Source organism: Sulfuriferula thiophila, assembly GCF_003864975.1.
Lineage (GTDB): Bacteria > Pseudomonadota > Gammaproteobacteria > Burkholderiales > Sulfuriferulaceae > Sulfuriferula > Sulfuriferula thiophila.
The window spans coordinates 264713-289708 of sequence record NZ_BHGL01000033.1; the positions used below are offsets into that span (position 1 = coordinate 264713).

Genomic DNA, 24996 nt, shown 5'->3' on the forward strand with positions numbered 1-24996 from the left:
GCTGTGTCGTTGCGTGGGGATTGCTGCGCTCAGTTGAGTCTGTCTGTTCTTATGATTAAATGTTCAGGATACGCGCATACATTTGTATTAATTTTATGGTTTCATTTGCATAAAACCATAATGATGATAAGGTTACTGCTTGTGTGAGCGTGACTGTATTTCTAAAAATGGAATTGCAGTAGTATAGTCAGCATAAGTACAACGTTTCATCTTAATTATAAATATATTTATTTTGCGATCCAGGCTGGGTATGCAATCACTGATTATCTCATTAAAAACCAAATTAGCTCAAATCCAGACTATTCTGGATAAAACGCCATCATTGATATTCATGATGGAGCCGGAGTCATTGCGTTTTACTTTTGTTAATCAGGGTTTGATGCAATGTCTGGGCTATACGCAGGAAGAAATGCTGACCATGTCGGCGGATAAGCTGAATCCGTCTTTCTCGAATCAGTATTGCCAGCAGGTATTGGCGCCCTTGTTATCAGGCGCGCAGACAGCAGTTGATTTTGAAATGACATTTCTGCGTAAGGATCTGAGTGCAGTACCCGTGAGCCTGTTTCTGCGTCTGGTTGAGCTGGATGATAAACAGCTACTGCTGGCAATTGCTCAGGATATAACGGTCAGACAAGGCCATGAGGCACATATTGCCCGGCTTACCAATTTTTATAAAGCCCTGAGCGAAGTGAATCAGGCCATTGTGCGCATGCATGATGAAACCGAGCTGTTGACACTGGTATGCAAGGTAGCCGTAGAGTTCGGAGGAATGGCATTGGCCTGGATAGGCCGGTTGGATGCAGCTAATCAATACATTCAACCCGTCATGAGTTACGGCCGGGGTAAAGACTATCTTGATGACATAGTGATCTCGGCATCGGAGGATGAAGCTTCCGGTCGTGGCCCGGTTGGTACGGCTTTCAGGGAACGACGTACAGTCGTAGTAAACGATTATCTGGCTGACGAAATGGTGCGGCCATGGTGGGGGCGAGCGGCTAAGGTAGGTTGGCAGTCTGCGGCTGCGTTTCCGGTTACGCGGGCAGGGAAGATATTTGCCATATTGAGCGTGTATCATGCGCAAGCTCAGGCATTTGATCGGGGAATTATCCAGTTGATCGAGGAGATGTGCAGTGATATCTCGTTCGCGCTGGATAATTTTGATCGCGAGAAGGAGCGGAAGCAGCTTGAGCAAGAGCTGAAATTGTCGGCATTGGTGTATCAAAACAGCAGTCAGGCGATGATGGTGACGAATGAGTCCAATTGCATTATTTCCGTTAATCAGGCTTACACCAGCATTACCGGTTATACAGCAGACGAGGTGCTGGGGAAAAATCCGCGAGTATTGAGTTCAGGCAAGCATGATGCATCTTTTTATAAAGAGATGTGGCATACGTTGAAAGAATGCCAGCACTGGCAGGGCAGGATATGGAGCAAACGCAAGAACGGCGATATTTATCCGGAATGGCTGACGATTAATGTGATTCTGGATGAGGAGGGCGACCCTAATTATTTCGTTGCGACCTTTTACGATATCACGGATAAAGTACACTCCGAAGAGCTGATCTGGAAGCAGGCGAATTACGATATGCTTACCGGACTGCCTAATCGCTATCTGTTGCATCAACGTATGACAGATGATGTTCGGCTTGCGCATCAGCATGGTTTGACGCTGGCGGTGCTCTATATTGATCTGGATCAGTTTAAAGAAGTGAATGATACGCTGGGGCACCAGGTCGGGGATCAGTTGCTGATAGAAGTGGCGCAGCGGATTAAGTCGTGTGTGGGTGAGGCGGTTGTGGTGGCGCGACTGGGTGGGGATGAGTTTACTGTGATTTTGCCCGGGCCGGCTGATAACGCGTATGTGGCTGGCATTGCAGAGAAAATTATCGCCAAATTGGTGATGGCATTTACGCTGTCTGAAATTCAGAGTGCAATTTACATCTCTGCCAGCATAGGTATTGCCAGTTATCCGCACGATGCTGAAAATGCTGAAGATTTGTTAAAAAGTGCCGAGCAGGCAATGTACGAGGCGAAACTGGCGGGGCGTAACCGCTTGAGCTTTTACACTTCGGCTTTGCAGATAAAAGCCAGAAATCGATTAAGCTTGCTGGGTGATTTGCGTGGGGCGCTGGCTGCTAATCAATTTGAGCTGCACTTCCAGCCTATCGTGAACTTGGCAACGGGAAAAATCACCAAGGCTGAAGCATTGATTCGTTGGCAGCACCCTCAGCGCGGAATGGTGAGCCCTGCCGAGTTTATTCCCTTGGCAGAAGAAACCGGTTTGATTATCGCAATTGGTGACTGGGTGTTCCGGGAGGCTGCGCGTTGGGCCCGGCGCTGGAAATCGGACCAGGCAGGAGCAAGTATACAGGTGAGCGTGAATATGTCGCCGGTGCAGTTCAAGGACGACACCTTCAATATTGACGGCTGGTTAGCTTATTTGCAGGAATTGGGTTTGCCGGGAAGAAATATGGTCATCGAGATTACCGAGGGGCTGCTGCTGGATGTAACTTCAGTGATCTCGGACAAGCTGCTGGGCTTCCGGGATGCCGGAATCAAAGTGTCCATGGATGATTTTGGCACCGGCTATTCCGCACTATCCTATCTGAAAAAATTCGATATTGATTATCTGAAAATCGATCAGTCTTTTGTGCGCGATATTACGACTGATCCGAGTGATCTGGCATTGTCCGAAGCGATTGTGGTCATGGCCAACAAGCTGGGGCTAAAGGTGATTGCGGAAGGTGTGGAAACTGCAGAGCAACGCGATTTGCTGGCGCAATGCGGTTGCGATTACGCGCAAGGTTATTTTTACGCAAAACCGCTTACACCGGCAGCATTTGAGCTAATGCTCAAAACGGATGACGGTTAAGCTGCCTGTACCGGTATGTAGTTGCGACTATCTTTGATACGGTTGTTGTCATCGACATAGATCAGACGCGGTGCGAATTTTTCCAGTTCGATTTCGTTGTACGTTGCATAGGTGGCAATGATTAAAATGTCGCCCGGGTTAGCTTTGTGGGCTGCAGCGCCATTCACCGAGATAATGCCGGAGTTACGTTCCGCGCGGATGGCGTAGGTGGTGAAACGCTCACCATTGGTGACGTTATAAATGTCGATCTGCTGATATTCATGGATATCGGCCGCTTCCAGCAGTAAGTCGTCTATCGCGCACGAACCTTCATAATGTAATTCTGACTGGGTCACGAATACGCGATGCAACTTCGACTTCAACATGGTTCTTTGCATTAATTCGATACTCATCTGGGGGTGGAATAGCCGAGCATTATAAACCGAACCCCCCGGGTTTGCATGGCCAGCTTATGCCTCTTCGCTATCCTCATCATTGTCAGCAGCATCGGTGGCAAGTTCAGGATGGTCCTGTTCAATGATGCCACGTATCAGTTTAAACAAGGCGCGGCTGCTTTTCGGCGGCTGCTGCTGGCTGGCTTCCTTGCGTGCGTTACGGATCAGGTTGCGCAGTTGCTGTACGTCAGCGCTGGGATGGTCGGCAATAAATAGAGTGAGTGCGTTGTCATCTGCGATCAGGCGTGTGCGCCAGTGTTCCATCTGATGAAACACTGCGTTTTCATCACTGTGGTGATTGCGCCATTTTTCCAGTTGTTCGGCAATAGGCTGCGCATCGACAATGCGCATCAAGCGACCGATATATTGCTTCTGCCGGCTTAGTCCGCCGTGCGCAGTGATGCGTTTGGCGGCATCAATTGCGTCGCGCAGGGTTTCAGGCAAGTCGAGTTTGTCGAGCTTGCCTTTTGGTAGTGCTACCAGTTCTTCTCCCAGCTTCTGTAAAGCGGTCATCTGGCGTTTGATTTCGCTCTTGCTGATGACGGGGATTTCGTCTTCAAATTCTTCCATGGTGCTCTGATATAGCCTAAATGTTGCTATGATAACGGTTTTAGCCTTTCTTAGTCTGGAGTTTTCGTGTCTGATCAATTTAGCCATACTAAAAACGAGTTGCAATCCCTGGTGCAGGACATGCTGGATTACGCCAAACAGCAGGGCGCAAGCGCCAGTGCCGCTGAAGCGTCGGAGGGAATGGGGCAGTCGGTGACAGTGCGCAAAGGCGAAGTTGAAACCATAGAATACAACCGTGATAAAGGTATCGGCATAACGGTTTACATCGGCCAGCGTCGCGGCAATGCGTCTACTTCCGATTTCAGCAGACAGGCACTGCTGGATACGGTGGATAAAGCACTGACCATTGCACGTTATACCGCAGAAGATGAATTTGCTGGATTGCCGGATTCGGATCGCTTAGCAACTGAATTTCCTGAGCTGGATCTGTTCCACCCGTGGACGCAGTCGATTGAAGATGCAATTGCGATGGCGGGTGCGTGTGAAGCGGCGGCGCTGGCGGCGGATACACGTATCAGCAATTCGGAAGGCGGCAGCGTCAACACGCAGAATTCCCTGTTTGTGTACGGTAACAGTCTGGGCTTCTCTGCAGGTTATCCGACTTCGCGCCATGGCGTGAGCTGCGCGGTAATTGCGGAGTCCGAGCAGGGCATGCAGCGCGATTACTGGTACACATCGGCGCGGCGGGCGGAAGATTTGTTATCTGCAGAAGAAGTGGGACGCCGTGCCGGCGAGCGCACCGTGCGCCGCCTGGACGGACGTAAAGTGAAAACCTGCCAGGTGCCGGTGCTGTTTGAGGCACCGATAGCGGCTGGTTTAATATCGAGCTTTGTGTCGGCAACCAGCGGTAGCAGTCTGTACCGTAAATCTTCATTTTTACTGGATAGCCTCGGGCAGAGCATATTCCCCGAATGGCTGCAGATCAGTGAACGCCCGCATTTGCTGCGCGGCCTGGCGAGCAGCCCGTTTGATAACGAAGGCGTGGCAACGGTTGATCGGGAAGTCATCAAGGATGGCGTATTGCAAGGTTATTTCCTCGGCAGCTACAGCGCGCGAAAACTGGGTATGCAGACCACCGGCAACGCGGGCGGCAGTCATAATTTGCTGGTGAGCAGTACCGGCGAGGATTTTGCCGGATTGCTGAAGAAAATGGGCACCGGCTTACTGGTGACGGAGTTGCTCGGCCACGGCACCAATATGGTGACTGGCGATTACTCGCGTGGCGCGGCCGGCTTCTGGGTGGAAAATGGCGTGATTCAATATCCGGTGGAAGAAATTACCATCGCCGGTAATCTCAAGCAAATGTTCAAGGACATCGTCGCCATCGGTACGGATACGGAAACCCGTGGTTCCAAGCAGACCGGTTCTATCCTGATTGCACAGATGACCGTGGCCGGGGATTAATTGAACATGCAGGCTTTATGGCGAGTAGCGCAAGGCATTGACGCGCTGAATGAATGGGTGGGGCGCAGCATCAAGTGGCTGGTGCTGCTGGCAACGCTGATTTCGGCGGGTAACGCGCTGGTACGTTACGGCCTGGGTGAAAGCTCGAATGCAGGTCTGGAGATCCAGTGGTATTTGTTCGGTGCGCTGTTTTTATTGGGCGCCGGCTATACGCTGAAACATAACGGCCATGTGCGCATCGATTTCATTCATGGTCGTTTGTCGCCACGGGCGCAGGCATGGCTGGAAATCGTCGGCACTGTGCTGTTTCTATTGCCATTTGCGCTGCTGATTATCTGGTTCGGCTGGCCGATGTTTGTCAGTGCCTGGCTCAGCGGCGAGATGTCGCCGGATGCCGGCGGCTTGTTGCGCTGGCCAGTGAAATTGCTGATCCCGGTCGGATTCGGTTTGCTGGCATTGCAGGGCGTAGCTGAATTGATTAAAAACATTGCTTTCCTCGCCGGTTATGGCCCGGCCAAGGAGCGCACAGCATGAGTATGGAGTGGATGGCCCCCGCCATGTTTGCGGGACTGGTGATCGTGCTGTTGATGGGTTACCCGGTTGCATTTTCGCTGGCGGCGAATGGGCTGCTGTTTGCCATCATTGGTATTCAGTCGGGTTACTTCGATATGAGCCTGATGCAGGCACTGCCAGAGCGCGTGCTCGGCATCATGGCGAATCAGACCTTGCTGGCAATTCCGTTCTTTACCTTCATGGGTCTGATCCTGGAGCGCAGCGGCATGGCCGAGGAGTTGCTCGATAGCGTAGGTCAGTTGTTCGGTGCAATCCGCGGCGGACTGGCTTACGCGGTGATTTTCGTTGGCGCTTTGCTGGCCGCTACCACCGGCGTGGTGGCGGCTTCGGTGATTGCGATGGGGCTGATATCACTGCCTATCATGGTGCGTTACGGTTATGATACGCGGTTGGCGACGGGCGTCATTGCCGCCTCGGGGACACTGGCGCAAATTATCCCGCCTAGTCTGGTGCTGATTGTATTGGCTGATCAGTTAGGCGTGTCGGTGGGTGATTTATACAAGGGCGCACTGGTGCCGAGTCTGGTGCTGACCGGGTTATATGTGTTGTTTGTATTCATGGTTACACTGATCAAACCGGCCGCTGCACCAGCCTTACCACTCTCCGCACGTACTGTGCGTGGCTGGGCATTATGGCGCAGCGCGATGCTGGCGATATTGCCACCGTTGTTGCTGATTTTTCTGGTGCTGGGCACGATATTCCTGGGTTGGGCGACGCCTACCGAGGGTGGCGCCATGGGCGCTGCGGGTGCACTGTTGCTGGCCTGGGTGAAACGCCGTTTGCCGCTGGCTATGTTAAAGCAGGCCATGGATACCACCACGCGCTTATCCAGTTTCGTGCTGTTCATTCTCATCGGCTCTACCGTATTCAGTCTGGTGTTTCGCGGCGTGAATGGTGATCTGTGGGTGGAACATTTGCTGACGGGTCTGCCCGGCGGAGCGCTGGGTTTCCTGATTGTGGTGAATCTGCTGGTGTTCGTACTGGCGTTCTTCCTCGATTTTTTCGAGATTGCCTTTATCATCATTCCGCTACTGGCGCCTGTCGCCCAGAAGCTGGGTATCGATCTGGTCTGGTTCGGCGTGCTCATCGGCATTAATATGCAAACCTCGTTCATGCATCCGCCGTTCGGGTTTGCGCTGTTCTATCTGCGTAGCGTGGCGCCTAAGGAAATTAAAACCACTGATATCTACCGCGGCGCGATTCCGTTTGTGCTGATTCAATTGGCGATGGTGGTGCTGGTGATCGCTTTCCCGGGAATCACAGGTAGCACGGATCAGCAGACGTTAGCCAAAGGCGTAATCGAAGTACCTATGGAGCAGGATAGCTACGGTGATTATTATTTGCCGAAGGAGTGGCGTTAAGGGGTAGGTGCATGCAGCATGTTTTAATTATTCATGAAGTCGAGGATTATCCGGCATGGAAGGCTGTTTTTGATCAGGCGGCAGGGATCAGAAAACAGGCCGGTGAAATCAGCTACCAGTTGTTGCGCTACGATAACGATGCGAACAATATTGTGCACTTTTCCGCATGGACGTCACTGGAGAGTGCCCGAAGTTTCTTTGAGTCACAGGAGTTGGTGGAAATCAGAATAAAGGCCGGCGTGAAAGCGCCAGCCTTTATTTATCTGCAGGAGTTGGAGCGAGGTGTGCTGTAGCTTATGGGCTTGTTACAGCCCCAGTGCTCGCGCACCCTGATAAAACGCAAAGCTTACCACCCATGCCAGTCCCAGCGGCCAGGCTACGGCGATTACAGTAAACCAGTTGCTTTTGGATTCCTGCTTGAGCACGGCGACAGTAGACAGGCAAGGGGTATAAATCAGCGTAAACAGCATGAAGCTGTAGGCTTGTACCCAGTCCAGTTGGCTGGCGATAATGCCTGACAGATTGCTTTGCCCGGCACCATAGATCACGGCAAGTGCTCCGATGACGATTTCCTTGGCGATGAAACCGAATAACAACGCGACGGACAGTAAACGGTCAACACCCAGCGGCGCGAAGATCGGTTCCATCCAGCTCGCCAGTTGTCCGGCCAGTGTGGTCGGGCTGGCAGGGGGTACGTCAAATGGGTAATGCGTTAGCGCCCAGACGATAATAACGCCGGCAATAATGAAGCCGGAAGCGCCGCGGATGAAATGGCCGGACTGTTGCCAGCCTTGTGCCAGCAGTTGCTTGAAGGTGGGGAAGCGGTATGGTGGCAGTTCCAGTAATAGTGGCTCATGGCTGCGGTATTTGCCGCGCCATACCATGGCGGTTAGAAACGCCATCAGGAAGCTCATCAGGTACAGCGAAAACATCACCATTGCGGCAGCGCGCGGCGCGAAGATGGCGGTGGTGAAGAATAAAAATACCTGCAGCCTGGCCGAACACAGCGAAAACGGTATCACCATCATGGTCAGTAGCCGTAACGCGCGTGAACGCATGACGCGAGTCCCCATCAGCGCGGGTACGTTGCAACCAAATCCCATCAGCTGCATTACGAATGAGCGCCCGTCCAGCCCCATTTTGGCCATGATGGCATCCATCAGGTATGCGGCACGGGCCAGATAGCCGCTGTCTTCGATGATCGCCATAAACATGAAAAATACGATGATGATAGGCAGAAAGGTCAGTACCGTGCCGACACCGTCAAACAAGCCCTCAACAATGAAACTCTTGAGGGCTGCAGGCGCGTGGCTTAGCGCAGGGACCAGGATAGCGTTCTTGAATTGGTCCAGCAGCCAGCCAGTAGCGTCCTGCAGCGGTGTGCCGATGCCATACACCAGCTGGAACAGCAAAAATACGGTAATGAAAAACAGCGGCAGGCCCAGCCAGGGGTGCAGTAAAACTTTGTCCAGGCGGCGGCTGAGATCGGGTGGCAGTGTAATGGGTGTAGTAACCGTATCGCTGACGATGCGATCAAGCTCTGCCTCGATATTGTCGTCCTGATTAAAGGCTGCAGTGTTCGCGTGTATGGCCTGCGGCTGCTTGTGTAGCAGTGTTTCAATGGCAGTGCGTACGCTACCAAAACCTTGACCGTACTTCGCGCTTATCATGGTTACAGGTACGCCAAGATCAGCGGAGAGCCGTTCCAGATCAATTTTGACACCCATCTGCTTGGCTTCGTCTGCCATGTTGAGCACCAGGGTCAGTGGCAGTTTGAGTGATTTGAGCTGCAATAGTAGCGCGAGCTGGCGATCGAGCTGGGTGGCGTTGAGGATGACGGCCAGACCGTTCACTGCTTGCGATTCGAGGAAGTGACGCACGACCTGTTCGTCGTCGGAAAAGCCATGCAGGTTGTATATGCCCGGTAAATCGACGATTTCCACCATGCTGCCGGCTAACAGGACTTTGGCAGAGAGTAAATCGACTGTTATGCCTGGCCAGTTACCTACGCGGGCGCCAGCACCTGTCAAGCGATTGAAAAAAGTCGATTTGCCGGTATTGGGCATTCCAAGCAGGGCGATGCGTTTCATGATGGTTTTTTAAGCGCTTAGCTGAATGTTGATTTTAGACGCATCAATGCGACGGATCATGAGCTCGGTATGTCCTACCCGGATTTGCAAGGGGCCTTGCCATGGAGCAATACGTATCACTTCGACGCGACGACCCAGACGTAAGCCCAGGGCTGACATGCGTCTGGTTAATTCCGCTCCGGCTTCAATAGCTGTGATGGTGCCGCTTTGATTGGGGTGCAGATGATCAAGTGAAGTATGCATTTTTTCTTAAATGAGAAAGATTCTTATTTATATCATGCCAAAGTTGAATTCGCAAGTTTGAAATGTGGTTATTTGTAACATATAACTAGGATGATAAGTCTGGCCTGGGTATTGCTTAGTATTAATCACATGCTTAAGTTATTGGGGAAATAGAATGTCCGCTATTCCAGTCAAATCTTCTTACGCTGAACCACTGCCTAATGTGCCGTTGCACCGCCATATTTGTCAACAGTTGCAGCAGCATTATCAAGCGCTGCGTCATCAGCATATGCGCGATATGTTTGCGGAGGATCCGCAGCGCTTTGAGCGCTTCTCTTTGCAAGTGGGGGATTTGTTCCTGGATTACTCCAAAAATCGGATTAACAGTGAAACCATGGCGTTATTGGTTAAGCTGGCAGAGGAAGCCGACATAACCGGTTGGCGTGATCGCATGTTCGGTGGCGAGAAAATCAACAATACCGAAAATCGTGCTGTGTTGCATGTGGCTTTGCGCAATCGCAGTGATCGGCCAGTCTGGGTCGATGGTGTAGATGTGATGCCAGATGTGCGCGCGGTCATTGATAAGATGGCAGCGTTTGCCGAGCAGGTGCGCGAAGGTGCATGGCTTGGATACAGCGGTAAACGCATTACTGACGTCGTCAATATCGGTATCGGTGGATCAGATCTGGGACCGCAGATGGTGTATCAGGCGCTCAAGCCGTATCGTCATCCCGATCTGAAAGTGCATTTCATTTCCAATGTGGATGGAACGCATGCTGAAGAAGCGCTGGAAGCACTCAACCCGGAAACGACGCTGTTCATTATTTCTTCAAAAACCTTCACGACACAGGAAACCATGACTAACGCATTCTTTACGCGGAGCTGGTTTTTGCAACATGCACAATTAGAGTGCCATATTGCGCGCCATTTTGTGGCAGTTTCGACTAACCGGGATGCGGTGGTGGCATTTGGCATCGATGCGGCGCAGATGTTCGAATTCTGGGATTGGGTGGGTGGGCGCTATTCGTTATGGTCGGCCATCGGTTTGTCCATTGTGCTGGCCATCGGTCATGAAAACTTTCTCGCGCTGTTGCAGGGTGCACATGACATGGATGAGCATTTTCAGCATGCACCGCTGGCGCAGAATATGCCGGTGATCATGGCTATGCTGGGTGTCTGGTATAACAATTTTTTCGGGGCTGAGTCGCAGGTGATTTTGCCCTATGACCATTATCTGCGCAGTCTGCCAATGTATCTGGAGCAGGCAGATATGGAAAGTAACGGCAAATCCGTCGACCGTAATGGTCAGGTGGTTGATTATGCGACCGGTGCTATCGTCTGGGGGGCAAGCGGGATTAATGGTCAGCATGCGTTTTATCAGCTGATCCATCAGGGTACGAAATTGATCCCGGCGGATTTTATTGTGTCGATGCAGTCACACAGTAGCCTGCAGTCGCATCATGATATTTTAGTGGCGAATTTCCTGGCGCAAACCGAAGCATTGATGCGCGGTCGTACTCTGGAGGAAACGCAGTCCAGCGTAACTGATCAGGCTTATCTGGCACAAAAAGTCTTTGCCGGGAATCATCCGAGTAATGCCTTGCTGGTGAATCAATTAACCCCTCATGCTCTTGGGATGCTGTTAGCTGCATACGAACATAAAATTTTTGTCCAAGGCGTTATCTGGAACTTGAATTCTTTCGATCAATGGGGCGTAGAATTAGGTAAACAGCTGGCGAAGCAGATATTGCCTGAGCTGAGTCTGCATGATGCGGTAACGTCGCACGATGCATCGACTAACGGGCTGATTAATTACTATCACCGTTGGCGTAAGGCAAGTTAACCATGGGTGGATGATGCAAACTACAGTCCGGTGGGGTGATCCTCATAATTACTTTAAAACAAAAACAGCACACATCATTGCGGGAGATGTCGGCGGGACGAAAAGCTGGCTGGTGTGGTTTACGCAGGCTGCACATCAACCATCGCGAGTATTGTTTGAACAGCGTTACGAAAGTGCGAAATTTGGCAGCGCCAGTGAAATGCTGCGCACGTTCATGGCAGAAGCCGGACGCACACTAGCGCCGGATAGTGTGTGTCTGGCATTGCCGGGGCCGGTCGAGCAGCGTCGCGTGACACTGACCAATCTTGATTGGGTGGTGGATGCGGATGAACTCGGCAAAGATCTGGGAATAGCGGACGTTCGTTTCGTTAATGATTTTCAGGCCGCGGCTGCCGGGGTAGCGACACTGCATAAGCATGATTATGAGGTACTTAATTCCGGTTTGACCCGGTTGGGCGCAACGCGGGTGATTACTGGAGCGGGAACAGGTTTGGGGCTGGCCTGGATGCAAGCGGATCAGCATGGTGAGTATCAAACTTTTGCTACTGAAGGAGGTCATATAGATTTTGCACCCGCCAACGCGCAACAGTGCGAGTTGTTAGCGTGGATGGCAGAACACCTGGACAAACAAAAGGCGGTGCATGTGTCATGGGAGCGGATGTTATCCGGCGCAGGACTGGAAGCATTGTATCAATATCAGCACTGGTCTATTACCGGACAAGTGGAAGTGGTAAAAATGGATGCCGCACGGATTCATAGTGCTGCGCTACAAAATGAGCCAATTGCATTGGCCGCGGTACAGTTATTTACGGATATCTATGCGGCCTGGATAGGAAATCTGGCATTGCTGTATCAACCGCGCGGGGGGCTGTATATCGCGGGGGGAATGGCGATCCATTTGCAAGCGTGGCTCAAAGCTGAGCGATTCTTGCATATAGCAGCGGATAAAGGGCGTATGGCATCACTCGTGTGGCAAACGCCTGTTTATCTGATAACGAACCCGCGCCTTGGCGTTCAGGGGGCGATGAAGATTGCAACTGGTTGATTAGTTGGGTCGTAGCTAAATAATAAGGAGAAGTAGGATGACAATGACGAAACACGAACAAGGCAAACTGTACCGTTATTATACTGAACCTAAAATGGTGACAGAGTTAACGCGCAGAACGTTGGTGCTGGTATTGGCGGGAGGTGAAGGTTCCCGTCTGAAAAATTTGACAGCCTGGCGTGCCAAGCCTGCTGTGCCTTTTGGCGGAAAATATCGCATCATTGATTTTGCCTTATCCAATTGTGTTAATTCCGGTTTACGCCGTATCGGCGTTCTGACCCAGTACAAATCCCATTCTTTAATTCGCCATTTGCAGCGTGCATGGAGTTTTATGCGTGCCGAGATTGGCGAATTTGTGGAAATTCTCCCCGCCCAGCAGCGCACCCATAAAAAAGAATGGTATCAGGGCACTGCTGATGCGTTGTTCCAGAATCTGGATATCGTGCGGCGCCATGATCCGCAGTACGTCATTGTGCTCGGTGGTGATCATATCTATACCATGGACTATTCCGCGATGCTGCTGCGCCATGCTGAAACGGGAGCGGATTTTACTGTAGGTTGCATTGAAGTGCCATGTGAAGAAGCCTCTGAATTTGGTGTGATGTCAGTCGATGAAAACATGCGCATTACCAAGTTTACGGAAAAACCGGCCGAGCCGGAGGAGATACCAGGCAAACCGGGCATCGCGCTGGCTTCAATGGGTATCTATATCTTCTCCACCGAGGCGTTGTTCAAAATTCTGGATGACGATGCAAATAAGCTTGGTTCATCACATGACTTTGGCAAAGATATTATTCCAGCCAATATCCATACTTCACTTGCTGTCGCTTACCCGTTCCGTAATGAAGATGGCGAACCTGGCTATTGGCGCGATGTCGGCACCGTGTTTTCCTACTGGAAAGCCAATATGGAATTATGCGAGATTGATCCCGAGCTGAATTTGTATAACCGCGACTGGCCGATCTGGACTTATCAGCCGCAGTCAGCGCCTGCCAAGTTTATCTTCGATGACGAAGGGCGACGTGGTGAGGCAATAGATTCGCTGATTTCTGCCGGTTGCATTATTTCAGGCGCACGGGTAAAGCGCTCGGTGGTGTTCTTCGGTTGCCGCATTGAGAATTTCAGTCTGGTAAAAGACTGCGTGATCCTGCCTAAAGTCTCCATCGGCAAAAATTGCCGGATTACCCGTGCAGTGATTGATAAGGCCTGTGATGTCCCTGACAACACCGTGATCGGGGAAAATCTGGAAGAGGATGCAAAGCGTTTCCATGTGACCAAGGAAGGTATCATTCTGGTGACACCAGAAATGCTGGGCCAACATTTATATCGTTAAGCGGAGTTGGACATGATAGACAGTCGATTAAATGTGGTGTTGTGCTGGCACATGCATCAGCCCTATTACCGTAAAGGTCTGACAGGCGAATATCAGCTGCCATGGGTGTACCTGCATGGCCTCAAGGATTACAGCGACATGGCAGCGCATCTGGAACGCTATCCGCAGATGCGGGCAGTGGTGAATTTTGCACCCGTATTGCTGGAACAGCTGGATGATTACGCACAGCAGATCGGGCGATTTCTGGAGCAGGGTACGCCTACACAAGATCGACTATTGAATTTACTCGCGGGAATAGAGCCTATTCCGTCTGATATAGAAGCGCGCTGGAAAATTGTACGCGATTGCCAGCGCTGTCATGCACCACGCATGATCCATCCTTATCCTGCCTTCAGCCGCCTGTTGCAGATGATAGGCGCAACGGATGATGTGGGGATGGGCAGTCATGGCATGGAGCATGCACTGAGTTATCTGAATGACCAGTATTTTCTGGATTTGCTGACCTGGTATCACCTGGCCTGGCTGGGGCAGAGTTTACGTGCACAACCCATGGTTCAGGCATTGTTTGCGCAGGGTACCAGCTTTACCGAACAGCGTAGACGCGAGTTGCTGACGGTGATGTTCGAGTGCTTGAGCGGATTGATTCCGCGATATCGGGCATTGTCTGAACGTGGTCAGGTTGAATTGTCGATGACGCCGTATGGTCATCCTATCATTCCGTTGCTGCACAGTTTTGACAATATGCAATGTGCAACACCGGAAGCGCCGCGCCCGTTGGCGTCACATTATCCGGATGGCGATGCGCGAAGTCGCTGGCATATTGAACAGGGGCTTGCGGTATTCGAGCATTATTTCGGCCACAAGCCGCAAGGGGTATGGCTGGCTGAGGGCGGCATCAGTGATGATGCTGTGCGATTGCTGGATGATTACAAGATACGCTGGACAGCATCAGGGGAAGGCGTATGGCGCAATAGCTGTCATTTGGCGGGTAGCGGTGAAGAGGATGTGGATCGCAAGCGTGGTTTGTTTACACCGCGTCAACTCCCGAATAGTGAAACGCGCTTATTTTTCCGTGATGATGGGCTGTCTGATTTGATCGGTTTCCGGTACAGCGACTGGCACGCCGATGATGCTGTTGTGGATTTCGTGCAGCACTTGAATAATATAGCTACGTTTTTAGGGGATAAAGCCAGTCAGTATGTGGTTACCATTATTCTGGATGGTGAAAATGCATGGGAATATTATCCTGAAAATGGTCACCATTTCCTCGATGGTTTGTATGATGCATTGTCGCAGGCGCCGCGGGTAAATACCACGACCTTCTCCTCTGTTGCTGCGACTCTGCCAAGCAAACCGATTCCACGTATCTGTGCCGGAAGCTGGGTGTATGGCTCATTCTCTACCTGGATAGGTTCTACTGACAAGAATCGGGGCTGGGATTATCTGGTGGCAGCCAAGCTGGTGTTTGATAAGGTGATGGCAGAAGGCAAGCTGGACGCGGACCGGCAAAAACTGGCTGCCCGGCAACTGGGTATTTGCGAAGGCTCGGACTGGTTCTGGTGGTTTGGCGATTATAACCCTGCCGGGAGTGTCAGTGACTTTGAGCAACTGTTCCGTGAGCAATTGCGTGAATTATATAGTTTGTTGGGCGTAGCGCCACCTGACCATCTTGGTGTGACCTTGTCGCAAGGTGGTGGCAATGCGGAAAATGCAGGCACCATGCGCAGGAACGTAGAATGAGTACTCTGGCACAGCAACAGCGGCAGGCTGGCGTGTTGCTGCATCCAACGTCGTTGCCGTCCGGGCGGGTGGGAGCCGATGCACGGCGCTGGGTGGATCTGCTGGCGGCGGCTGGCGTGGGTGTGTGGCAGATGTTGCCGCTGGGTGTGCCCTTGGCGGGTGTGTCGCCATATCAATGCGCGTCTGCATTCGCAATCAATCCGAAGTTGTTTCCGGAAGACCTGCCGGCGATTAAAAAGACAGATGCGGCATACGCTGACTGGTATCAACGGCAAAGTCACTGGATCGACAATTACGCGATGTTCATGGAGATAAAGCAGCAACATGATTGCGCGCCATGGGTGGAGTGGCCTGAGCCATTGCGGCAGCGTGATCCGGTCGCGCTGCAGGCATTCAGGCAACAGCATCAGGTCAAGATAAACAAGCATGTCCGCCAGCAATATCAGCTCTATGTGCATTGGCAAAATTTACGCAGTTATGCGGCGGAGCACGGTGTGGCGCTATTCGGAGACATGCCGATTTTTGTTGCGCATGACAGTGCGGATGTGTGGGCCAACCCGGATTGTTTTTTATTGGATGCGGCCGGACAGCCAACGCTGGTGGCAGGTGTACCGCCAGATTATTTTTCCGAAACCGGGCAGCGCTGGGGTAATCCCCAGTACAACTGGGAATCTATGCGATTGTCGGATTTCAGCTGGTGGCGTCAACGTCTGCACTATCATTTTGAACTGTTCGATCTGGTACGAATTGACCATTTTCGTGGTCTGGTAGCGTCGTGGATGATACCAGCAGAGAGCCCGACTGCAATGGAAGGATATTGGCAGGAGGTACCTGGTGCTGCACTATTGCAGTGCATTGAGCAGGATATGGGGTCAATGCCACTGGTTGCAGAAGACCTGGGTGTGATTACACCGGATGTCGAGGCATTGCGGCAGCAATTTAAATTGCCAGGTATGAGTGTGTTGCAGTTCGCATTTGATGCTTTTGAGGATAATCCGCATAAGCCGCAGAATGTGACTGAAGACCGGATTTATTACACGGGTACGCATGATAACGATACGACGCAAGGCTGGTTTGACAGTCTTGATCAGGAGCAGCAAGCTGCTGTTTTGGCAGTTTTAAATTTGACGGATACAACAGAAGTGAATGCCGCCATGATCCGTACTGTGCTGGAGAGTCGAGCGGACATGGCTGTTATTCCTTTGCAGGACTTGCTGGGGCTGGGCAGTGAGGCGCGTATGAATACACCGGGTACAACCGACGGTAATTGGCTATGGCGGTTCCGATGGCATGATATCCCGACTGATTTGGCATTAAATTTGCATGAACAATTACAACAAACACGGCGACTAAAATAATGAATAAAGCCTTACACCGCATACAACAAGGTACACATCATGATCCTTTCGACGTACTGGGCTGGCATCCGCAGCCGGGTGGGGATTGGTTACTCCGTTTATTCATGCCTGCCGCTGAAAGGCTGGCGCTGGTGGATGGCAGCATGTTGGCACGGGTTGAGGGCAGTGACGTATTCGAGCTGCGTGTAGCAGAAAAAATTCAGCAGCATCCGCGCTTGCGCTGGCAGGATAAGGCGAGCGATGCATGGCATGAAACTGTCAGTCCATACACGTTCACCCCGCAAATAGGCGAGCTGGATTTGTATTTGCTGGCGGCTGGCAAGCATCATCATGCCTGGCACGTGCTTGGATCACGCTTGTGCGTGATTGATGGTATTGCGGGTTGCCAGTTTGCGGTTTGGGCGCCCGGCGTGCAGCGGGTAAGTGTTGTCGCGGATTTTAATCAATGGGATGGGCGCAGTCATCCAATGCGCTCACGCGGTGAGAGTGGTATCTGGGAATTATTTGTCCCCGGTTTGCAGGCCGGGCTGGCTTATAAATACGAAATCCTCGGGCGGCATGGTCAGTTGTCCATTAAAGCCGATCCTTATGCGCAGCAGGCGTTCATTCGCCCTGAGACGGCATCATGCATCCCTTCAGTCAGCCAGTATGCCTGGCAAGATACGGACTGGATAACGCGGCGTGCCCAGTTTGACTGGCAGCATCAGCCCATTAGTGTCTATGAGCTGCATGTCGGCTCCTGGCGACGCCATGCGGATGGCTCGTTCTATAGCTGGGCCGAATTGGGCGCGAGTTTGATTCCCTATGTACGCGAGCTGGGGTATACCCATATCGAGTTGCTGCCGATTGCTGAGCATCCGCTGGATGAGTCGTGGGGTTATCAGGTGTCCGGCTATTATGCGCCGACCGCTCGCTACGGTTCTCCTGACGATTTGCGTGCGTTTGTGGATGCCTGTCATCAGGCTAATCTGGGGGTGATTCTGGATTGGGTGCCGGCCCATTTTCCCAAAGATGATTTCGGTCTGGCACGCTTCACTGGCGAGCCCTTGTATGAACATGCCGACCCGCGGCGCGGAGAGCATCAGGACTGGGGTACGCTGATCTTTGATTTCGGGCGTAACGAGGTCAAAAATTTTCTGGTTGCCAATGCGCTGTACTGGATAGATGAATTCCATATCGACGGCTTGCGAGTCGATGCGGTCGCTTCCATGATTTATCTGGATTATTCGCGTAAAGCCGGTGAGTGGGTGCCGAATCAATATGGCGGGCGCGAGAATCTGGAGGCGCTTGCCTTCCTGCGCGAATTGAACACCGTGGTACACGGTGAGTTTGCCGGTGTGCTGACGATTGCAGAAGAGTCCACAGCATGGCCAATGGTATCGCGCCCTGTCGAGTTGGGTGGTTTGGGCTTTTCCATGAAATGGAACATGGGCTGGATGAACGATAATCTGGCCTACATCGAACAGGATCCGGTGCATCGCAAGTATCACCATGATCAACTGACTTTCAGCCAGATTTACGCATATACAGAAAATTTTGTACTGCCGCTGTCACATGATGAAGTTGTGCATCTCAAGGGCAGTATGCTGGATAAAATGCCGGGAGATTACTGGCAGAAATTTGCCAATCTGCGGCTATTTTATGCCTGGCAGTATGCGCATCCCGGCAAGAAACTGTTATTCATGGGCTGCGAGTTCGGGCAGTGGAATGAATGGAGTGACCGCGGGGAGCTGGACTGGACCTTGCAGCAGTTCCCTGTTCACGATGGAGTTCGGCATCTGGTACAGGATTTGAACCGGCTTTACACCACCCAGCCAGCGCTGCATCAATACGATTTCGAATCGCGTGGTTTTGCCTGGATTGATTGTCACGATAGCGATCAGTCGGTATTAAGCCTGATGCGCAAAAGTGATACCGAACAAATTATTGTGCTACTGAATTTTACGCCTGTTCCACGCATGGCTTATCGTATTGGTGTGCCGCAGGGTGGCGTGTATGTAGAAATGCTTAATACCGACTCGGCTTATTACGGCGGCAGCAATAGTGGCAACGCGGGGGAATTGCATAGCGAAGCGTTGCCGTGGATGGGATTCACTCAATCGCTGGTCTTGACCTTGCCGCCATTGGCAGCGGTGTATCTGAAACTAAAAACGGAATAAAAAATGACTGTATCAATACGGGTCCTGTTTGCCGCAAGCGAGGTTTACCCTTTAGTTAAAACCGGCGGGCTGGGTGATGTGGGGTATAGCTTGCCTCATGCATTACATCGTGCAGGTGCTGACGTGCGTCTGGTGTTGCCGGCCTACCGTACGGTGCTGGCTCAGGTCGAAAACATTCGCATACTGGGCTGGCTGGAAGTGCGTGGCGCAAAGCGCACACATTCGGTGCGTATTCTGGAAGTACGCCACCCTGATTTTGCATTCCCGCTCTGGCTGGTGGATTGCCAGGTGCTGTTTGATCGTCCAGGCAATCCTTATGTGCGCGCAGATGGCCAGGACTGGCCAGATAATGCTGAGCGATTCACCGTATTTGCGAGAGCTGTCACAGATTTGGCACGCGACGTGCTAGGTATTCATTGGCAGGCGGATGTGGTGCATGCTAACGATTGGCAAACGGGTTTGGTGCCGGCATTGTTAGGTGAGTTCCCCCACCCGCCCAAGCGTATATTTACGATTCATAACATGGCATACGGTGGGCATTTCAGTCTGGCTGATTTCAACCGTCTGGCATTGCCGCTCCATTGGTGGACACATGAAGGTGTCGAATTTTACGGTGGATTTTCCATGTTAAAAGCAGGCATAGTCTATGCGGATGAAGTGACGACAGTCAGCCCTACTTATGCACGTGAAATCTGCACTTCGGAATTTGGCTATGGTTTACATGGTGTGCTGCAAGTGTATCGGCACAAGCTGCACGGCATTCTCAACGGTATTGATGAAGCGGTCTGGGATCCGGCGACAGACGCTTATTTGCCCGCGCATTATTCTGCCAATCGTCGCCAGCCGGGCAAAGCGTTAAACAAACAGGCGTTGCTGGCCCGCTTCGGAATGGCGACGGATGACCTGGCGATGCAGGTGCCCCTGTTCGGCATGGTAAGTCGCCTGGTTCAGCAAAAAGGCCTGGATCTGGTGCTCGCCGCTTTACCGCATTGGCTGGCGCATACGGATGCGCGCTTCGTGTTTGTCGGTAGCGGCGATAGTAAATATGAAGCCAGTCTGTGTGAGTTTGCTGTGGGCTACCCACACCGCATTGGCGTGTGTATCGGGTATGACGAAGCACTGGCGCATCTGGTAGAGGCGGGGTCAGATTTGTTCCTGATGCCGTCGCAGTTTGAGCCTTGTGGCCTGAATCAAATGTATAGCCTGCGTTATGGAACCCCCCCCGTTGTTTACCGTACCGGAGGATTGGCCGATACGGTAATTGATGCGAGTATGGAACATCAGACGCAGGGGATAGCTAATGGATTTGTATTTGATAAATTTGACGTTGAAACCCTGATTGCTACCGTTGAACGGGCGATAGCCTGTTATGACCAACCACGCCTTTGGCAGGCATTGTTAAGAACCGGCATGAAGCATTCGTTTGGCTGGGAGCATAGTGCGCAATCGTATTTGGCTTTATATAGAGCGACATCCAGTAAATGAAAAACTGAGGGAGATGAATAATGACCATTAAGCCATATACACCGTATTATTATCGACCATTTACGTTGGAACCATTGGGGTGTGATGCTGTTACATTAGGACACAATTTTAAGCATTATTTGTCCTATCATCTGGGTCGGTTTCATGGTTGTGCGCCGAATTATATTTACGAGGCCCTCGCCTACACCGTGCGAGACAGACTGATGGTGGATTGGCGCAATACCTGGAACACCCAGCTGGAACAAGGTACGCGGCGTGGTCATTATATGTCCCTGGAATTCCTTATTGGTCGTGCAATGGGTAATCACTTGCTCAATATGGGGATCAAAACAGCTGCAGATCAGGCGATGCTGGATTACAGCCATAAACTGGAAGAAGTGATAGAGGAAGAGCCTGACGCCGGATTGGGTAACGGTGGTCTAGGTCGGCTGGCAGCCTGCTTTATGGATAGTTGTGCCTCATTACGGCTGCCGGTAATGGGGTACGGTATCCGTTATGAATATGGCATGTTCCGTCAATATATTGAAAACGGTTATCAGAAGGAAGCGGCCGATCACTGGCTGCAAAACGGTAATCCGTGGGAAATAGAACGTATTGAGTATGCGCAGCATATCCAGTTCGGCGGGCATACCGAGCATTATATTGATAATAATGGCAGAGCTCGTGCGCGCTGGGTCGGAACGGAAGACATTCTGGCGATTCCGTTTGATATGCCGGTCTCGGGTTATCGCAATCAGACCGTTAATACATTGCGGTTATGGAAAGCAGCGGCTACCGAAGAGTTTAATCTTGATGAATTTAATGCGGGCAGTTACACGGAAGCCGTGCAGGCCAAAAATCAGGCAGAGCATATTTCCATGGTGTTGTACCCGAATGACAGCAGTGAGAACGGTAAGGAATTGCGATTGCGTCAGCAATATTTCCTGGCTTCTGCCAGTCTGAAAGATGCGATTCGTATCTGGGTCAAACATGGTGAATTTGATTACCAGCGTTTTGCGGCGGAAAATGTGTTCCAGATGAATGACACTCATCCCACCATTGCGGTTGCCGAACTGATGCGGATATTGCTGGACGACAATGGCGTGGAATGGGATGAGGCTTGGGCGATTACTTCGCAATGCATGGCTTATACCAATCATACCTTGTTGCCGGAAGCGCTGGAAAAATGGCCGGTTAGCCTGTTTGAACGGTTGTTGCCGCGATTGCTGGAAATTATTTATGAAATCAATGCGCATTTTCTGCGTGTTGTGTCGATGAAATGGCCGGGTGATACCGACCGCCAGCGTCGCATGTCTATCATAGAAGAAGGACCGGTGCGGCACGTGCGCATGGCTTGGTTAGCCATAGTCGGCAGTTTTTCTGTTAATGGGGTGGCTGCGCTGCATTCCCAGTTATTGCGCGATGGCTTGTTCCATGATTTCTATCAATTGTGGCCAGAGAAGTTCAACAATAAAACCAATGGCGTCACGCCGCGACGCTGGGTAGCGCATGCGAATCCAGGCATGACCGCATTGATTAGTGAGCATATCGGTGACGAGTGGATAGCTGATTTAAGTCTGATCGAGCGGCTTAAATCTATGGTGCCAATGGAAAACAAAGTGTTTCATGCAAACTGGCATGCTGTGAAAATGGCCAATAAACAACGTCTGGCCGCGTTGGTTAAATCGGACTGCCATGTGGATTTTGATCCTGCTGCATTGTTTGATGTGCAGGTGAAACGCATCCATGAATATAAGCGGCAGTTGCTCAATGTGTTGCATGTCGTGCATCTGTATCTGCGCATCAAACATGGCCATTTGGATAACTGGGTGAATCGCTGCGTGCTGATTGGAGGCAAGGCGGCGCCAGGTTATTACATGGCAAAGTCCATCATCAAGCTGATAAATAGTGTGGCGGATGTGGTTAACAATGACCCGGATGTGAATGGGCGTTTGAAGCTCGCATTTCTGCCAAATTACCGCGTGTCGGCCATGGAGATCATTGCACCTGCAACAGATTTATCTGAGCAGATTTCCACCGCAGGTAAAGAGGCATCCGGAACAGGTAATATGAAGTTCATGATGAATGGCGCACTGACTATCGGTACCTATGACGGTGCTAATATTGAAATCATGGATGCTGTGGGAGCGGAAAACTTCTTCCTGTTTGGATTGCGTGCCGAGCAGGTCGAAGTGCTACGACATGATTACCGTCCGTGGCAGTATGTTGAGCAGGATCAGGATCTACGAGAAGTGATTGATTTGATTCGCTGTGGCCATTTTAATCCATCCGAGCCGGGGATATTTGATAGTATCCTCGATGGAATGCTGAGCCCATCAGATCCATGGATGACTTTAGCTGATTTCCGTGGCTATGTTGAGGCGCAACAAGCTGTATCTACCGCTTGGCAGGATACGGAGAAATGGACGCAAATGAGTATCATGAATACGGCTTGCAGCGGCTTCTTCTCTACGGACCGCACTATGATGGAATATAACCGTGATATCTGGAAACTGACTCAGGCTGAATCTGCCTGAGTGATGGGCAAAGAAGGGCGCTGTCCCCACACTGGCGGGGACGGTGTTCAGGCTTGTTTCAGCCAGCTTTCTGCAGGCTCAAGCGTATCGAATACCATAATGTCGGCTTCGACAAACAACTGATTGATCCACGCACTCCAGCTAATCCACTCGCTGCTGGTGATAATGGCAATTTTGCCAAAATCATTGGCGTGTACGCGACTAAAGCGTAATTCTTCCCAGGCAACATCGATGGTGAAGTCTAGCATGTCGCGTAAATCGATTTGCAGATTCACGGTGCCCTGAAATTTGATGCCGTGCAGTATGGTTTCTTCAAATTCATGAAAGTCGGCAATCGTGAATTCGCCTAACGCTGCTGCACGTACGATATTGTTTTCAGTCGTTATATTGATCATGGTTGTCCCTTTATTAATAGATTAATGGCTGCCTGATTGCTGGGCGAAAAGCATTTGTCGGCAGCAAGTTGTGCTGATAACCAAATATAGCGCAGATGTTCACGTGGCGCGAGTGTGATGTTGAGTTTTTTCGGGACGACCAAGCCGAATACATGCTCGGTATTGTGAGTAACGCCGGGGGCATAGCGATGGCGGAAACAATCGTATATTTCATACTGATTGCTGTAGCCCCAGTCTTGCAACTGAAATTGCGTAGCGTCTAGACCAGTTTCTTCAAGGATTTCACGAACTGCGGTTTGTTCTGGCAGTTCGCCAGATTCCATGCTGCCGGTGACGGATTGCCACCAGTCAGGATGGTCAGCTCGTTCCATCAATAAAACCTGCTGATCGGGAGTGTGAATAACGACGAGGACAGATTCGGGTGTTTTGTAATGCATCGTACATGTATGAAGTGGTGATGCTTACTTTATACCATATCTGGTGACATTAATACGCGTAATACATTTTGCTGGGTAGTCTGGCGGACGCGGTTGCTGATCCACACCACGCCACCTTTTTTGATCGACATCTCGGTCTCTATACCTGCCAGCAAAAGCATGGCGGCACGCCCGAAGCCGGGTTGGTGACCAACCAGCAGCACCGTGCCGCCCGCATCCGGCCAGCCAGCAGCAAGCAATAAAGCCATGGCGTCTGCTTCAGGTGCTATGGCCTTGTCTGTTGTATAGGGGCGTTCAAGCGCGGCTACAGTCTGTTGTGCGCGGATAGCCGGACTCACTAAAACACGGGTATCTTCAGGCAGTCTGCTATTCAGCCAGCCTGCCATAAGCTGAGCCTGTTTAATGCCTTTTGGCGTCAATTCGCGTTGCATGTCAGGGATGCCGTCAACAGCATCCGCATGCCGCCATAAAATCAAATCCATGGTTTTGCCTAAATCCGCCATAATAGTGTGGGTATGTGACAAAATGATGTTATCCGGCTGAGGAATCGGTTGGCGCTTGATATAGTGCATAGCCACGCTGTGCTTTGCTGATGGAGTCGGGTGTCAGGGTAATTTGCTGTGAAAAAATCCGGGCAAGTTCGGTTAGCGCATCCACCTGTCCTGATTTCAGTTCCAGTTCTACTTCGCAGATCGGAGCGCTGTGCCCCTTACTACTGACTTCACCCTGGTCAAGCGCGACTTCGATATGGCTGCCTTGAAAGTTGATGAGCCAGGCGCTGCGCCAGAATTCAGTTTGAAAAACCGGGTGCAGTTGTTTGATAATATCCGCTGTGAGTACTGTGTGCACGGATGGTTCGGTGAACAGTTCAGGATGTGGCTGGTCATCCGGTACCGGTGTTTCCCATTCCGGTCGGGAATGCAGGCCATTGATTACAGTGCCGCCGATCTTGATGGTTTGCACCCATTGCTGGCCGATGCTGCGTACGCGCAAGGCGGCACGCTGTTTCATCAAATCCAGCGCGGGTGTGTCAAAATAGCGGCTTAATAATAATTTGCGTTGCGGATTTCCGGCAGCGACTAAAATGGGGAGTTGCAGGAACGCTGTTACTGCATCCGGTGCGAGTGCGAGTTTCAGTTCGATTTCGGCTGTCATGGCG

The 24996-nt window shown here is 51.4% G+C and carries 21 protein-coding genes; 13 read left to right on the plus strand and 8 right to left on the minus strand.

Going from position 1 to position 24996, the window contains the following annotated elements; translation table 11 throughout:
- Positions 1-250 precede the first annotated feature (250 nt).
- Positions 251-2872: a sensor domain-containing protein gene (locus tag EJE49_RS11140; RefSeq protein WP_124950793.1), complete on the plus strand. Its 2622-nt coding sequence runs from the start codon at positions 251-253 to the stop codon at positions 2870-2872.
- Here EJE49_RS11140 and panD read toward each other — a convergent pair.
- Positions 2869-3249, minus strand: coding sequence for an aspartate 1-decarboxylase (gene panD, locus EJE49_RS11145; RefSeq protein WP_124950898.1), 381 nt, complete (start codon positions 3247-3249; stop codon positions 2869-2871). The genes EJE49_RS11140 and panD overlap by 4 nt on opposite strands.
- Positions 3250-3321: 72 nt before the next feature.
- Entirely contained in the window at positions 3322-3876 is a 555-nt protein-coding gene (gene yjgA / locus EJE49_RS11150; protein WP_124950795.1) for a ribosome biogenesis factor YjgA, read from the minus strand.
- A 66-nt stretch (positions 3877-3942) separates the two neighbouring features.
- On the opposite strand from yjgA, the gene pmbA reads away from it, so the two are divergent.
- Genes pmbA through EJE49_RS11170 form a run of 4 tightly spaced genes read left to right on the plus strand, consistent with a single transcriptional unit; the run spans position 3943 to position 7507 of the window.
- Positions 3943-5280, plus strand: a complete 1338-nt coding sequence (pmbA, locus tag EJE49_RS11155; RefSeq protein ID WP_124950797.1) for a metalloprotease PmbA — start codon at positions 3943-3945, stop codon at positions 5278-5280.
- 6 nt (positions 5281-5286) lie between these two features.
- Positions 5287-5814 carry a TRAP transporter small permease subunit gene (locus EJE49_RS11160; protein ID WP_124950799.1) on the plus strand — a complete coding sequence of 176 codons (528 nt, stop codon included), beginning with the start codon at positions 5287-5289 and terminating at the stop codon, positions 5812-5814.
- On the plus strand, positions 5811-7214 hold the full coding sequence (locus EJE49_RS11165) for a TRAP transporter large permease (RefSeq protein ID WP_223246926.1): 1404 nt from the start codon (positions 5811-5813) through the stop codon (positions 7212-7214). Before EJE49_RS11160 ends, EJE49_RS11165 begins: the two co-directional genes overlap by 4 nt.
- 11 nt (positions 7215-7225) lie before the next feature.
- On the plus strand, positions 7226-7507 hold the full coding sequence (locus tag EJE49_RS11170) for an antibiotic biosynthesis monooxygenase (protein ID WP_124950801.1): 282 nt from the start codon (positions 7226-7228) through the stop codon (positions 7505-7507).
- A gap of 12 nt (positions 7508-7519) precedes the next feature.
- Here the strand turns inward: EJE49_RS11170 and feoB are convergent, their stop codons facing one another.
- Positions 7520-9304, minus strand: a complete 1785-nt coding sequence (feoB, locus tag EJE49_RS11175; protein WP_124950803.1) for a ferrous iron transport protein B — start codon at positions 9302-9304, stop codon at positions 7520-7522.
- A gap of 9 nt (positions 9305-9313) precedes the next feature.
- On the minus strand, positions 9314-9547 hold the full coding sequence (locus tag EJE49_RS11180; protein WP_124950805.1) for a FeoA family protein: 234 nt from the start codon (positions 9545-9547) through the stop codon (positions 9314-9316).
- A gap of 154 nt (positions 9548-9701) precedes the next feature.
- On the opposite strand from EJE49_RS11180, the gene pgi reads away from it, so the two are divergent.
- From pgi to EJE49_RS11220, 8 genes are read left to right on the plus strand one after another with little or no spacing between them, the layout of a single operon-like run.
- The gene (gene pgi, locus EJE49_RS11185; protein WP_124950807.1) at positions 9702-11369 is read left to right on the plus strand and encodes a glucose-6-phosphate isomerase; all 1668 of its coding nucleotides are present in this window, start codon (positions 9702-9704) and stop codon (positions 11367-11369) included.
- Between the two features lie 10 nt (positions 11370-11379).
- A complete protein-coding gene (locus EJE49_RS11190) occupies positions 11380-12414 on the plus strand; it encodes a glucokinase (RefSeq protein ID WP_223246927.1) in 1035 nt (344 codons plus the stop codon).
- Between the two features lie 37 nt (positions 12415-12451).
- Positions 12452-13747, plus strand: coding sequence for a glucose-1-phosphate adenylyltransferase (gene glgC, locus EJE49_RS11195; protein WP_124950811.1), 1296 nt, complete (start codon positions 12452-12454; stop codon positions 13745-13747).
- A gap of 12 nt (positions 13748-13759) precedes the next feature.
- Positions 13760-15487, plus strand: a complete 1728-nt coding sequence (locus EJE49_RS11200; protein WP_124950813.1) for a glycoside hydrolase family 57 protein — start codon at positions 13760-13762, stop codon at positions 15485-15487.
- Positions 15484-16845, plus strand: a complete 1362-nt coding sequence (malQ, locus tag EJE49_RS11205; protein ID WP_124950815.1) for a 4-alpha-glucanotransferase — start codon at positions 15484-15486, stop codon at positions 16843-16845. The genes EJE49_RS11200 and malQ overlap by 4 nt, the downstream gene beginning before the upstream one ends.
- Positions 16845-19004, plus strand: coding sequence for a 1,4-alpha-glucan branching protein GlgB (gene glgB, locus EJE49_RS11210; RefSeq protein ID WP_124950817.1), 2160 nt, complete (start codon positions 16845-16847; stop codon positions 19002-19004). The genes malQ and glgB overlap by 1 nt, the downstream gene beginning before the upstream one ends.
- A 3-nt stretch (positions 19005-19007) precedes the next feature.
- Positions 19008-20489, plus strand: coding sequence for a glycogen synthase GlgA (glgA, locus tag EJE49_RS11215; protein ID WP_223246928.1), 1482 nt, complete (start codon positions 19008-19010; stop codon positions 20487-20489).
- Between the two features lie 20 nt (positions 20490-20509).
- A complete protein-coding gene (locus EJE49_RS11220; RefSeq protein WP_124950819.1) occupies positions 20510-23005 on the plus strand; it encodes a glycogen/starch/alpha-glucan phosphorylase in 2496 nt (831 codons plus the stop codon).
- Between the two features lie 47 nt (positions 23006-23052).
- Here the strand turns inward: EJE49_RS11220 and EJE49_RS11225 are convergent, their stop codons facing one another.
- From EJE49_RS11225 to EJE49_RS11240, 4 genes are read right to left on the minus strand one after another with little or no spacing between them, the layout of a single operon-like run.
- Positions 23053-23400 carry a SpoIIAA family protein gene (locus tag EJE49_RS11225; protein ID WP_124950821.1) on the minus strand — a complete coding sequence of 116 codons (348 nt, stop codon included), beginning with the start codon at positions 23398-23400 and terminating at the stop codon, positions 23053-23055.
- Positions 23397-23837 carry a dihydroneopterin triphosphate diphosphatase gene (gene nudB / locus EJE49_RS11230; protein ID WP_124950823.1) on the minus strand — a complete coding sequence of 147 codons (441 nt, stop codon included), beginning with the start codon at positions 23835-23837 and terminating at the stop codon, positions 23397-23399. The genes EJE49_RS11225 and nudB overlap by 4 nt, the downstream gene beginning before the upstream one ends.
- Positions 23838-23866: 29 nt before the next feature.
- Positions 23867-24409, minus strand: a complete 543-nt coding sequence (locus EJE49_RS11235; protein ID WP_306308188.1) for a SixA phosphatase family protein — start codon at positions 24407-24409, stop codon at positions 23867-23869.
- Positions 24369-24992 carry a CYTH domain-containing protein gene (locus tag EJE49_RS11240; RefSeq protein WP_124950825.1) on the minus strand — a complete coding sequence of 208 codons (624 nt, stop codon included), beginning with the start codon at positions 24990-24992 and terminating at the stop codon, positions 24369-24371. Before EJE49_RS11240 ends, EJE49_RS11235 begins: the two co-directional genes overlap by 41 nt.
- Between the last annotated feature and the right edge of the window lie 4 nt (positions 24993-24996).

Excerpts from the sequence above, each read along its gene's own strand:
- yjgA (WP_124950795.1), bottom strand. The coding sequence starts at position 3,876 with ATGGAAGAATTTGAAGACGAAATCCCCGTCATCAGCAAGAGCGAAATC.
- feoB (WP_124950803.1), bottom strand. The coding sequence starts at position 9,304 with ATGAAACGCATCGCCCTGCTTGGAATGCCCAATACCGGCAAATCGACT.
- EJE49_RS11180 (WP_124950805.1), bottom strand. The coding sequence starts at position 9,547 with ATGCATACTTCACTTGATCATCTGCACCCCAATCAAAGCGGCACCATC.
- EJE49_RS11225 (WP_124950821.1), bottom strand. The coding sequence starts at position 23,400 with ATGATCAATATAACGACTGAAAACAATATCGTACGTGCAGCAGCGTTA.
- EJE49_RS11200 (WP_124950813.1), top strand. The coding sequence starts at position 13,760 with ATGATAGACAGTCGATTAAATGTGGTGTTGTGCTGGCACATGCATCAG.
- EJE49_RS11240 (WP_124950825.1), bottom strand. The coding sequence starts at position 24,992 with ATGACAGCCGAAATCGAACTGAAACTCGCACTCGCACCGGATGCAGTA.
- pgi (WP_124950807.1), top strand. The coding sequence starts at position 9,702 with ATGTCCGCTATTCCAGTCAAATCTTCTTACGCTGAACCACTGCCTAAT.
- EJE49_RS11165 (WP_223246926.1), top strand. The coding sequence starts at position 5,811 with ATGAGTATGGAGTGGATGGCCCCCGCCATGTTTGCGGGACTGGTGATC.
- nudB (WP_124950823.1), bottom strand. The coding sequence starts at position 23,837 with ATGCATTACAAAACACCCGAATCTGTCCTCGTCGTTATTCACACTCCC.
- EJE49_RS11235 (WP_306308188.1), bottom strand. The coding sequence starts at position 24,409 with ATGCACTATATCAAGCGCCAACCGATTCCTCAGCCGGATAACATCATT.
- malQ (WP_124950815.1), top strand. The coding sequence starts at position 15,484 with ATGAGTACTCTGGCACAGCAACAGCGGCAGGCTGGCGTGTTGCTGCAT.
- panD (WP_124950898.1), bottom strand. The coding sequence starts at position 3,249 with ATGCAAAGAACCATGTTGAAGTCGAAGTTGCATCGCGTATTCGTGACC.
- EJE49_RS11140 (WP_124950793.1), top strand. The coding sequence starts at position 251 with ATGCAATCACTGATTATCTCATTAAAAACCAAATTAGCTCAAATCCAG.
- EJE49_RS11160 (WP_124950799.1), top strand. The coding sequence starts at position 5,287 with ATGCAGGCTTTATGGCGAGTAGCGCAAGGCATTGACGCGCTGAATGAA.
- EJE49_RS11220 (WP_124950819.1), top strand. The coding sequence starts at position 20,510 with ATGACCATTAAGCCATATACACCGTATTATTATCGACCATTTACGTTG.
- glgB (WP_124950817.1), top strand. The coding sequence starts at position 16,845 with ATGAATAAAGCCTTACACCGCATACAACAAGGTACACATCATGATCCT.
- glgC (WP_124950811.1), top strand. The coding sequence starts at position 12,452 with ATGACAATGACGAAACACGAACAAGGCAAACTGTACCGTTATTATACT.
- EJE49_RS11190 (WP_223246927.1), top strand. The coding sequence starts at position 11,380 with ATGATGCAAACTACAGTCCGGTGGGGTGATCCTCATAATTACTTTAAA.
- EJE49_RS11170 (WP_124950801.1), top strand. The coding sequence starts at position 7,226 with ATGCAGCATGTTTTAATTATTCATGAAGTCGAGGATTATCCGGCATGG.
- glgA (WP_223246928.1), top strand. The coding sequence starts at position 19,008 with ATGACTGTATCAATACGGGTCCTGTTTGCCGCAAGCGAGGTTTACCCT.